Genomic DNA, 11840 nt, shown 5'->3' on the forward strand with positions numbered 1-11840 from the left:
ATGAACAGGATTTTCTCCACCCTCGGTTTTTCGCTATGGATAGCGCTGTTGTCGCCGATGGTTGAAGCGGCCAACCTGAAGATGCTGGACGTGGCGGCGTTGCCGGGGGATCGCGTCGAGTTGAAGCTGTCGTTCGACGGCCCGCCGCCGCAACCCAAGGGTTACACCACCGACTCGCCGGCGCGGATCGCCCTTGACCTGCCGGGAGTGGCCAGCCAGCTTGCGAGCAAGACCCGCGACCTTGGCAGCGGCAACGCGCGCTCCGCCACGGTGGTCGAGGCCAACGACCGTACCCGATTGATCATCAATCTGACGCAACTGGCACCCTATGACGCCCGGGTCGAGGGCAACACGCTGTTCGTGGTGGTCGGACAAGGTGCCAGGGCCACTGCGCCGCGACCCGCCGCGAAGACGCCGCGTGCCACGCCGGTCGCGGCGCCGGCGCGGGCTTACGCGCCAGTCGCCAGGGCCATCCGTGGTGTGGACTTCCAGCGCGGTACTGCAGGCGAGGGCAACGTCGTCATCGACCTGTCCGATCCGGCCATCGCGCCGGACATCCAGGAGCATGACGGCAAGATCATTCTCAACTTTGCCCGTACCCAGTTGCCGGAACCGTTGCGGGTGCGTCTCGACGTCAAGGATTTCGCCACCCCGGTGCAGTTCGTCAACGCCGCCGTCAGCGGGGATCGGGCGATCATTACCGTCGAGCCTGGCGGCACGTTCGACTATTCCACCTACCAGACCGACAACAAGCTGACCGTGAGTATCCGGCCACTGACCATCGACGATCTGCAAAAACGCAACGCCGACCGCAACAACTACAGTGGTGAGAAACTGTCCCTCAACTTTCAGGACATCGACGTGCGTTCGGTGCTGCAGCTGATCGCGGACTTCACCAACCTCAACCTGGTGGCCAGCGACACGGTTCAGGGCGGGATCACCTTGCGCCTGCAAAACGTGCCGTGGGATCAGGCGCTGGATCTGGTGCTCAAGACCAAAGGACTGGACAAGCGCAAGGTGGGCAATGTGTTGCTTGTGGCACCGGCAGATGAAATTGCCGCTCGCGAACGGCAGGAGCTGGAGTCGCAGAAGCAGATCGCCGAGCTGGCGCCACTGCGTCGTGAACTGCTGCAGGTGAACTACGCCAAGGCAGCGGACATTGCCAAACTGTTCCAGTCGGTCACCAGCGCCGAGGCCAATGTCGACGAGCGGGGCTCGATCACCGTCGATGAGCGCACCAACAACATCATTGCCTATCAGACCCAGGATCGCCTGGACGAGCTGCGGCGGATCGTGGCGCAGCTGGACATTCCGGTGCGCCAGGTGATGATCGAGGCGCGGATCGTCGAGGCCAACGTCGATTATGACAAGAGCCTGGGCGTGCGCTGGGGCGGTTCGATCCAGAACAAGGGCAACTGGAACACTTCCGGGGTGAGCAATGGTTCGTCGACCACCATCGGTACACCGGGCAGCACCAGTACCAACTCGCCGTTCGTCGACATGGGCACGGTCAACAACACCTCCGGGATCGGCATCGCCTTCATCACCGACAACGTCCTGCTGGATCTCGAGCTGACGGCGATGGAGAAGACCGGCAACGGTGAAATCGTCTCGCAGCCCAAGGTGGTCACCTCCGACAAGGAGACAGCGAAGATCCTCAAGGGCACCGAGATCCCGTATCAGGAGGCCAGCTCCAGTGGCGCCACGTCGGTGTCCTTCAAGGAGGCCTCGCTGTCGCTGGAAGTCACGCCGCAGATCACGCCGGACAACCGCATCATCATGGAGGTGAAGGTCACCAAGGACGAGCCGGATTACCTGAACAAGGTGCAGGATGTGCCGCCGATCAAGAAAAACGAGGTCAATGCCAAGGTGCTGGTGAACGACGGCGAGACCATCGTGATTGGCGGGGTTTTCTCAAATACTCAAAGCAAGGTCGTAGATAAGGTGCCATTTCTTGGCGATGTGCCGTATCTTGGCCGCCTTTTCCGGCGTGATGTGGTTTCGGAGAAAAAATCCGAGCTGCTGGTATTCCTCACTCCGCGTATCATGAATAACCAGGCGATTGCTGTGAGTCGTTGATTCTGTGCGAAATTTGATTCTTGTAGGACCGATGGGCGCTGGGAAAAGCACCATCGGCCGATTACTGGCCAAAGAGCTGCGCCTGCCGTTCAAGGATTCCGACAAGGAAATTGAACTGCGTACGGGCGCCAATATTCCGTGGATCTTCGACAAGGAAGGCGAGCCCGGTTTTCGTGATCGAGAACAGGCGATGATTGCCGAGCTGTGCGCGTTTGACGGTGTTGTGCTGGCAACCGGCGGCGGCGCGGTGATGCGCGATGCCAACCGCAAGGCGCTGCACGAAGGCGGGCGGGTGGTATACCTGCATGCCTCCGTCGAGCAGCAGGTCGGTCGCACCTCCCGCGATCGCAACCGCCCGCTGTTGCGCACGGCCAATCCCGAAAAGACGCTGCGCGATCTGCTGGCGATCCGTGATCCGCTCTATCGGGAAATCGCCGATCTGGTGGTGGAAACCGACGAGCGGCCACCGCGCATGGTGGTACTCGACATTCTTGACCGCCTGGCACAGCTTCCGCCCCGTTAAAGCCTCGCCGGAAATGCGCTATCCTCGGCGTCCTGTCGAGGGTTGTGGCGGATCGCACGCAAGCGGCGTCACACCCTCAAGACCGGGGACATCCGATAATTCAAGGCAGGACGCCTGCTTCCATCTTCACTGTGGGGACACATGCAGACACTCAAGGTCGATCTAGGCGAGCGCAGCTACCCGATTCATATTGGCGAAGGCCTGTTGGATCAGCCTGAACTGCTGGCTCCGCACATCCACGGGCGGCAAGTGGCAATCATCTCCAACGAGACCGTTGCGCCGCTCTATCTCGAGCGTCTGACCCGCAGCCTGGCGCAGTACTCGGTGATTTCCGTGGTACTGCCTGACGGCGAAGCCTTCAAGAACTGGGAAACCCTGCAATTGATCTTCGACGGTCTGCTGACCGCTCGTCATGATCGTCGCACCACAGTGATCGCCCTGGGGGGCGGTGTGATCGGTGACATGGCCGGATTTGCGGCCGCCTGCTACCAGCGCGGTGTCGATTTCATCCAGATTCCTACCACGCTGCTGTCCCAGGTCGATTCGTCGGTGGGCGGCAAGACCGGGATCAACCATCCGCTGGGCAAGAACATGGTCGGCGCCTTCTACCAGCCGAACGTGGTGTTGATCGATACGGCATCCCTGAAAACCCTGCCAGAGCGAGAATTGTCGGCGGGCCTTGCCGAGGTCATCAAGTACGGTCTGATCTGCGACGAACCGTTCCTGAGCTGGCTCGAAGACAACATCGACGCCCTGCGTGCGCTGGACCAGAAAGCCCTGACGTATGCCATCGAGCGCTCCTGCGCTGCCAAGGCTGCGGTGGTCGGTGCCGATGAAAAGGAAACCGGTGTGCGCGCCACGCTCAATCTCGGCCACACCTTCGGCCACGCCATCGAGACCCACATGGGCTATGGTGTCTGGTTGCACGGTGAAGCGGTCGCTGCTGGCACCGTAATGGCGCTGGACATGTCAGCGCGTCTCGGCTGGATCAGCGAGCAGGAGCGTGATCGTGGCATTCGTCTGTTCCAGCGGGCCGGCCTGCCGGTCATTCCGCCGGAAGAAATGACCGAGGCCGATTTTCTCGAACACATGGCAATTGATAAAAAAGTGATCGACGGTCGTTTGCGCCTGGTGCTGCTGCGCCGGATGGGCGAAGCGGTGGTGACCGACGATTATCCGAAAGAGGTTCTACAGGCCACGCTGGGAGCGGACTACCGCGCTCTGGCTCAGCTTAAAGGTTAATAAGATTCCGATGACTAGTTTGCATGCCGACGAGGCGTTTCTCGGCCATTTTCAGTTAAGTCACGACCCTTTCGCTCCACGGGTCCCGGGCTTCAAGTTTTTTCCGGCCCAGCGCAAACCCGTGCTGGGGCAACTGCATCATCTGGCGCGTTACAGCCAGTTGCTGCTGGTGGTCACCGGCCCTCAGGGCAGCGGCAAGACGCTGTTGCGCCAGGCACTGGTGGCCAGTACCAACAAACAGTCGGTTCAAAGTGTCGTCGTCTCCGCCCGTGGCGCCGGCGATGCGGCCGGTGTGCTGCGTCAGGTCGCCCAGGGACTGGACGTTGCCCAGGCCGAGGTCGGGGCGATTCTCGATCAGGTCGTACAGCTGGCGCTGACCGGCCAGGAAGTCTATCTGCTGGTGGATGACGCCGAGCAGCTCGACGAGTCTGCGCTCGAAGCCCTGATGGCGCTGGGCGCCGGCGCGCCGGAAGGTCGCCCGCATGTGTTCCTGTTCGGCGAATCGTCGCTGATAGCTCAACTTGAGGCGCTGCACCTTGAGGAAGAGCGCTTTCACGTCATCGAATTGCAGCCGTACACCGAAGAGGAAACCCGCGAATACCTCGATCAGCGGCTGGAAGGCGCCGGTCGGGGTGTCGAACTTTTCACCGCGGATCAGATCTCTGATATTCACGAAAGCTCCGAGGGCTGGCCCGGCAACATCAACCAGGTCGCCCGCGATGCACTGATCGAAGTCATGATTGCCAGCCGCTCTGCGGTGAAGCGTCCAAGTATGGGGTTCAACATGCCGAAGAAACACGTATTGGCGATTTCCGCCGTCGTCGTGGTGGCGGTCGCTGCCGCCTGGCTGATGCCCGGTCGCAACAAGGCGCCGACCGCCGGGGCGCCGGCCAATGAACAGGCTCAGCTGCCGCTGGGACAGGGCGGTGCGCCGAACGTGGAGTTCGCCGGTAACACCCAGCCGATGCCGTTGCCGCTGGTCGGCAATTCGCAACCGGTGATGCGCAAGCCATTGGCCGAAGCGGCGGGCGGGATTACCGAGGGTGACGATGGCGTGCCGCTGGAAGGTTCGAGCAATACGCCGCCGACCGTAACCACTACCGCGCCACCAGCCGGTGTGCCTGCCGGCCCTGCGCCAACACCGGTTCCGGTCCCTGCGGCCAAGCCGACGCCGGCACCGACCCAGGTTGCCACGGCCAAGCCAGCGCCTGCTCCGGCTGCGCCAGTCGCCAAGCCAGCCCCGGCGCCTGCCAAGCCTGTGGCTGCGGCCAAACCGGTCGAGAAAGCCGCCGAGAAGCCGGTTACTGTCGCCAAGGCCGCCGGTGGCAGCTGGTACGCAGGTCAAGCCCCGGGCAACTACGTGGTACAGATCCTCGGCACCAGCTCCGAAGCGGCAGCGCAAAGCTTCGTCAAGGAGCAGGGCGGCGAGTACCGCTACTTCAAGAAAGTCCTCAACGGCAAGCCGCTTTACGTGATCACCTATGGCAGCTTTGCCAACCGTGATGCGGCCGTTTCTGCCATCAAGGCCTTGCCAGCGAAGGTTCAGGCTGGTAAACCTTGGCCTCGCACTGTCGCCAGCGTCCAACAGGAACTGGCAACAACTCGCTGAAGATTCGGCGGCCTTACCCAGGCCGCCTCTCCAAGCACCTCAAAATTTCTACAAGTGCGCGCTTCCTTTCAGGTCGCGTGCCTTGTGGTGTCTGCGTCACAGTAGTCTTTGAGTCGTTGCGGTCAGAATTAAAAAAGTTTTGACTAGCACAGCAGATCGCTTTAAACCTTTCACAAATGCGACATGGATTTGCGACATTTCGTCGTCAAATTTGTGAGCGTCTGTGTCGCTGTGTACAATGACCACCCTTTTGCCCCCGCAAAGCCGGCGTACGTTCGGCGCGAGATGCAAGTGGTTGAATTGAAAAGAAATTTGCCTCGAAAAGAGGCAGCCTGGTGAGAAAGTGTCTATGAAAGCAGGTCTGTACCAACCAGATGAATTCAAGGATAACTGCGGTTTCGGCCTGATAGCCCATATGCAGGGCGAACCCAGTCATACCCTATTGCAAACGGCCATCGAGGCCCTGACCTGCATGACCCACCGCGGTGGGATTAATGCCGACGGCAAGACCGGTGACGGTTGCGGTCTGCTGATTCAAAAACCCGACGCCTTCCTGCGTGCCATTGCCCAGGAAGCCTTCAGCGTCGAGCTGCCCAGGCAATATGCCGTGGGCATGGTCTTCTTCAACCAGGATCCTGCCAAGGCCGAAGCCGCTCGCGAGAACATGAACCGCGAGATCCTCGCTGAAGGCCTGCAGCTGATCGGTTGGCGCAAAGTGCCGATCGACACCAGCGTCCTCGGTCGTCTCGCCCTTGAGCGCCTGCCGCAGATCGAGCAGGTGTACATCGGCGGCGAAGGCCTGAGCGATCAGGACATGGCGGTCAAGCTGTTCAGTGCCCGTCGTCGTTCGTCGGTGGCCAACGCCGCTGATACCGACCACTACATCTGCAGCTTTTCCCACAAGACCATCATCTATAAAGGCCTGATGATGCCGGCCGACCTGGCCGCGTTTTATCCGGACCTGGGTGACGAGCGCCTGCAAACCGCGATCTGCGTGTTCCACCAGCGCTTCTCCACCAACACCCTGCCGAAATGGCCGCTGGCCCAGCCATTCCGCTTCCTCGCCCACAACGGCGAGATCAACACCATCACCGGCAACCGCAACTGGGCCCAGGCCCGTCGCACCAAGTTCACCAACGATCTGATGGATCTGGAGGAGCTCGGCCCGCTGGTCAATCGTGTCGGTTCCGACTCCTCGAGCATGGACAACATGCTGGAGCTGATGGTCACCGGCGGCATCGACCTGTTCCGTGGCGTGCGGATGATCATTCCGCCGGCGTGGCAGAACGTCGAAACCATGGACCCGGATCTGCGTGCGTTCTACGAGTACAACTCGATGCACATGGAGCCGTGGGACGGTCCGGCCGGCGTGGTGATGACCGATGGTCGCTACGCGGTGTGCCTGCTCGACCGTAACGGTCTGCGCCCGGCGCGCTGGGTCACCACCACCAACGGTTTCATCACCGTCGCCTCGGAAATCGGCGTCTGGAACTACCAGCCGCAGGACGTGATCGCCAAGGGACGTGTCGGTCCTGGCCAGATCCTCGCCGTGGACACCGAAACCGGTCAGATCCTCGACACCGACGCGATCGACAACCGTCTGAAATCCCGTCATCCGTACAAGCAATGGCTGCGCAAGAATGCCCTGCGCATCCAGGCGACCATGGAAGACAACGATCACGGTTCGGCTTTCTACGACGTCGATCAGCTCAAGCAATACATGAAGATGTATCAGGTCACGTTCGAGGAGCGCGACCAGGTACTGCGTCCGCTTGGCGAGCAAGGCTACGAAGCCGTTGGCTCGATGGGCGACGACACGCCGATGGCCGTGCTGTCCCAGCGCGTGCGCACGCCGTACGACTATTTCCGTCAGCAGTTCGCGCAGGTCACCAACCCGCCGATCGACCCGCTGCGTGAAGCGATCGTGATGTCGCTGGAAATCTGCCTCGGTGCCGAGCGCAACATCTTCCAGGAATCGCCGGAGCACGCTTCGCGCGTGATCCTCAGCTCGCCAGTGATCTCGCCGGCCAAGTGGCGCTCGCTGATGAACCTCGACCGCCCGGGCTTCGAGCGGCAGATCATCGACCTCAACTACGACGAAAGCGTCGGTCTCGAAGCGGCTATCCGCAATGTCGCCGATCAGGCTGAAGAAGCCGTGCGTGCCGGTCGTACCCAGATCGTCCTGAGCGACCGCCATATCGCGCCGGGCAAACTGCCGATCCATGCTTCCCTGGCTACCGGCGCGGTGCATCACCGTCTGACCGAAAAAGGTCTGCGGTGCGACTCCAACATCCTGGTGGAAACCGCCACTGCACGCGATCCGCACCACTTCGCCGTGCTGATCGGTTTCGGTGCCTCGGCGGTCTATCCGTTCCTGGCCTACGAAGTGCTGGGCGATCTGATCCGTACCGGTGAAGTGCTGGGCGACCTCTACGAGGTGTTCAAGAACTACCGCAAAGGCATCACCAAGGGTCTGCTGAAGATCCTGTCGAAGATGGGCATCTCGACCATCGCGTCCTATCGCGGTGCTCAGCTGTTCGAAGCGATCGGTCTGTCCGAAGAAGTCTGCAACCTGAGTTTCAAAGGCGTGCCGAGCCGCATCAAGGGGGCGCGTTTCGTCGACATCGAAGCCGAGCAGAAAGCACTGGCTATCGAAGCCTGGAGCCCGCGCAAGCCGATCCAGCAAGGCGGTCTGCTGAAGTTCGTCCACGGTGGCGAATACCACGCGTACAACCCGGATGTGGTCAACACCCTGCAAGCCGCCGTGCAGCAGGGCGACTACGCCAAGTTCAAGGAATACACCTCGCTGGTGGACAACCGTCCGGTGTCGATGATCCGCGATCTGCTCAAGGTCAAGACCCTCGACAAGCCGCTGGACATCAGCGAAGTCGAACCGCTGGAATCGGTGCTCAAGCGCTTCGATTCCGCCGGTATCTCGTTGGGTGCCCTGTCGCCGGAAGCACACGAAGCCCTGGCCGAAGCCATGAACCGCCTCGGGGCGCGTTCCAACTCCGGCGAAGGTGGCGAGGACCCGGCGCGTTACGGCACCCTCAAGAGTTCGAAAATCAAACAGGTCGCGACCGGCCGCTTCGGGGTGACCCCGGAGTATCTGGTCAATGCCGAGGTGCTGCAGATCAAGGTCGCTCAGGGCGCCAAGCCGGGCGAGGGCGGGCAGTTGCCGGGTGGCAAGGTGAACGGCCTGATCGCCAGGCTGCGTTACGCAGTGCCGGGCGTGACCCTGATTTCGCCGCCGCCACATCACGATATCTACTCCATCGAGGACCTGTCGCAGCTGATCTTCGACCTGAAACAGGTCAACCCGCAGGCGCTGGTTTCGGTGAAACTCGTGGCTGAAGCGGGCGTCGGCACCATCGCTGCCGGTGTGGCCAAGGCCTATGCGGACTTGATCACCATCTCCGGCTACGACGGTGGCACCGGTGCTTCGCCACTGACCTCGATCAAATACGCCGGTGCACCGTGGGAACTCGGCCTGGCCGAAACCCACCAGACCCTGCGCGGCAACGACCTGCGCGGCAAGGTCCGGGTGCAGACCGACGGCGGCCTGAAAACCGGCCTCGACGTGATCAAGGCGGCGATCCTCGGTGCAGAGAGCTTCGGCTTCGGTACCGCACCGATGATCGCGCTGGGCTGCAAATACCTGCGCATCTGCCACCTCAACAACTGCGCCACCGGTGTTGCGACCCAGAACGAGAAGCTGCGCAAGGATCACTACATCGGCACCGTCGACATGGTGGTGAACTTCTTCACCTACGTCGCCGAGGAAACCCGTGAGTGGCTTGCCAGGCTGGGCGTGCGTTCCCTCGAAGAGCTGATCGGTCGTACCGATCTGCTGGAAGTGATCGAAGGCCAGACCGCCAAGCAACATCACCTGGATCTGACCCCGCTGCTGGGCAGCGATCACATCCCGGCAGACAAGCCGCAGTTCTGCGGCGTCGAGCGCAACCCGCCGTTCGACCAAGGCCTGTTGGCCGAGAAGATGGTCGAGATGGCATCGTCGGCAATCAACGATCTGAGCGGCGCCGAGTTCGACCTGGACATCTGCAACTGCGACCGTTCGATTGGTGCGCGGATTTCCGGCGAAATCGCCCGCAAACATGGCAACCAGGGGATGGCCAACGCGCCGATCACCTTCCGCTTCAAGGGCACGGCGGGCCAGAGCTTCGGCGTGTGGAACGCCGGTGGCCTGAACATGTACCTGGAAGGCGACGCCAACGACTACGTCGGCAAGGGCATGACCGGCGGCAAACTGGTCATCGTGCCGCCTAAAGGCAGCGTTTATCAGACTCAGAACAGCGCCATCATCGGCAACACCTGCCTTTACGGCGCCACGGGCGGCAAGCTGTTCGCCGCCGGCACCGCAGGCGAGCGTTTTGCCGTGCGCAACTCCGGTGCCCACACGGTCGTGGAAGGCACTGGCGATCACTGCTGCGAGTACATGACCGGTGGTTTCGTCTGCGTACTGGGCAAGACTGGTTACAACTTCGGCTCTGGCATGACCGGCGGTTTCGCCTACGTGCTCGACCAGGACAACACCTTCGTTGACCGGGTCAACCACGAACTGGTGGAAATCCAGCGGATCAGCGGCGAGGCGATGGAAGCCTATCGCAGCCACCTGCAGAACGTGCTGAACGAGTACGTCGCGGAAACCGACAGCGAGTGGGGGCGTGAACTCGCCGAGAACCTCGATGACTACCTGCGTCGTTTCTGGCTGGTCAAGCCGAAGGCTGCCAACCTGAAGTCGTTGCTTTCCAGCACCCGTGCCAACCCGCAGTGATATGCGCCTGAAGAGTTTGATGAGGTTTTAACAATGGCTGAACGTCTGAATAACGACTTCCAGTTCATCGATGTCGGGCGCAAGGATCCGAAGAAGAAACTGTTGCGTCAACGCAAGAAAGAGTTCGTGGAAATCTACGAACCGTTCAAACCCCAGCAGTCGGCCGACCAGGCCCACCGCTGCCTGGGTTGCGGCAACCCGTATTGCGAATGGAAGTGCCCGGTGCACAACTTCATTCCGAACTGGCTGAAGCTGGTGGCCGAGGGCAACATCCTCCAGGCCGCCGAACTGTCGCACCAGACCAACACCCTGCCGGAAGTCTGCGGCCGGGTCTGCCCGCAGGATCGTCTGTGCGAGGGTGCGTGCACCCTCAACGACGGCTTCGGCGCAGTGACCATCGGTTCGGTCGAGAAGTACATCACCGACACCGCGTTCGCCATGGGCTGGCGCCCGGACATGTCCAAGGTCAAACCGACCGGCAAGCGTGTCGCGATCATCGGTGCAGGCCCGGCGGGCCTCGGTTGTGCCGACGTGCTGGTGCGCGGCGGCGTGACCCCTGTGGTGTTCGACAAGAACCCGGAAATCGGCGGTCTGCTGACGTTCGGCATCCCCGAGTTCAAGCTCGAAAAGACCGTGCTGAGCAATCGCCGCGAAGTGTTCACCGGCATGGGCATCGAGTTCCGCCTCAACACCGAGGTCGGCAAGGACGTGACCATGGAGCAACTGCTCGCCGAATACGATGCGGTGTTCATGGGCATGGGCACCTACACCTACATGAAGGGCGGTTTTGCCGGTGAGGATCTGCCAGGCGTGTATGACGCGCTGGACTTCCTGATCGCCAACGTCAACCGCAACCTGGGCTTTGAAAAGTCGCCGGAAGATTTCGTCGACATGAAAGGCAAGAAGGTCGTGGTGCTGGGGGGCGGGGACACGGCGATGGACTGCAACCGCACGTCGATCCGCCAGGGCGCCAAGTCGGTGACCTGCGCCTATCGTCGTGACGAAGCGAACATGCCCGGCTCGCGCAAAGAGGTGAAGAACGCCAAGGAAGAGGGCGTGAAATTCCTCTACAACCGCCAGCCGATCGCCATCGTCGGCGAAGACAAGGTCGAAGGCGTGAAAGTGGTCGAGACCCGTCTCGGCGAACCGGACGCCCGTGGCCGTCGCAGCCCCGAGCCGATTCCGGGCTCCGAAGAGATCATCCCGGCCGACGCCGTGGTCATCGCGTTCGGTTTTCGCCCGAGCCCGGCGCCGTGGTTCGAACAGTTCGAGATCCAGACCGACAGCCAGGGTCGCGTCGTTGCGCCTGAGCAAGGTCAGTACAAGCACCAGACCAGCAACCCGAAAATCTTCGCCGGTGGCGACATGGTGCGCGGTTCCGACCTGGTGGTGACGGCGATCTTCGAAGGCCGCAATGCGGCGGAAGGGATCCTGGATTACCTGGGCGTCTAAGCCCGGATCCTGAGCCAAAAGCAATAACTCTGTGGGAGCGAGCTTGCTCGCGAAAGCGGCCTGTTAGTCAACTTCAATGTTGGATGTACAGGCCTATTCGCGAGCAAGCTCGCTCCCACAGTTGTTTCTCGCTGTTGCTG

6 protein-coding genes are annotated in these 11840 nt (G+C 61.5%); all 6 read left to right on the forward strand.

From position 1 onward, the window contains the following. The 6 genes from pilQ (at window position 1) to ACK6BI_RS00245 (ending at window position 11700) form a co-directional block, all read left to right on the forward strand. The gene (gene pilQ / locus ACK6BI_RS00220; protein ID WP_409315533.1) at window positions 1-2079 is read left to right on the forward strand and encodes a type IV pilus secretin PilQ; all 2079 of its coding nucleotides are present in this window, start codon (window positions 1-3) and stop codon (window positions 2077-2079) included. A 4-nt stretch (window positions 2080-2083) separates the two neighbouring features. Next, a complete protein-coding gene (aroK, locus tag ACK6BI_RS00225) occupies window positions 2084-2602 on the forward strand; it encodes a shikimate kinase AroK (RefSeq protein ID WP_011332081.1) in 519 nt (172 codons plus the stop codon). A 141-nt stretch (window positions 2603-2743) separates the two neighbouring features. Next, on the forward strand, window positions 2744-3844 hold the full coding sequence (aroB, locus tag ACK6BI_RS00230; RefSeq protein ID WP_409315534.1) for a 3-dehydroquinate synthase: 1101 nt from the start codon (window positions 2744-2746) through the stop codon (window positions 3842-3844). Between the two features lie 10 nt (window positions 3845-3854). Further along, on the forward strand, window positions 3855-5453 hold the full coding sequence (locus tag ACK6BI_RS00235; RefSeq protein ID WP_409315535.1) for an AAA family ATPase: 1599 nt from the start codon (window positions 3855-3857) through the stop codon (window positions 5451-5453). A gap of 349 nt (window positions 5454-5802) precedes the next feature. After that, window positions 5803-10248, forward strand: coding sequence for a glutamate synthase large subunit (gltB, locus tag ACK6BI_RS00240; RefSeq protein ID WP_409315536.1), 4446 nt, complete (start codon window positions 5803-5805; stop codon window positions 10246-10248). 33 nt (window positions 10249-10281) lie between these two features. Beyond that, window positions 10282-11700: an FAD-dependent oxidoreductase gene (locus tag ACK6BI_RS00245; RefSeq protein WP_007909438.1), complete on the forward strand. Its 1419-nt coding sequence runs from the start codon at window positions 10282-10284 to the stop codon at window positions 11698-11700. The last annotated feature ends 140 nt before the right edge of the window (window positions 11701-11840 follow it).

The organism is Pseudomonas sp. KCJK9016 (assembly GCF_046231795.1).
Classification (GTDB): domain Bacteria; phylum Pseudomonadota; class Gammaproteobacteria; order Pseudomonadales; family Pseudomonadaceae; genus Aquipseudomonas; species Aquipseudomonas bananamidigenes.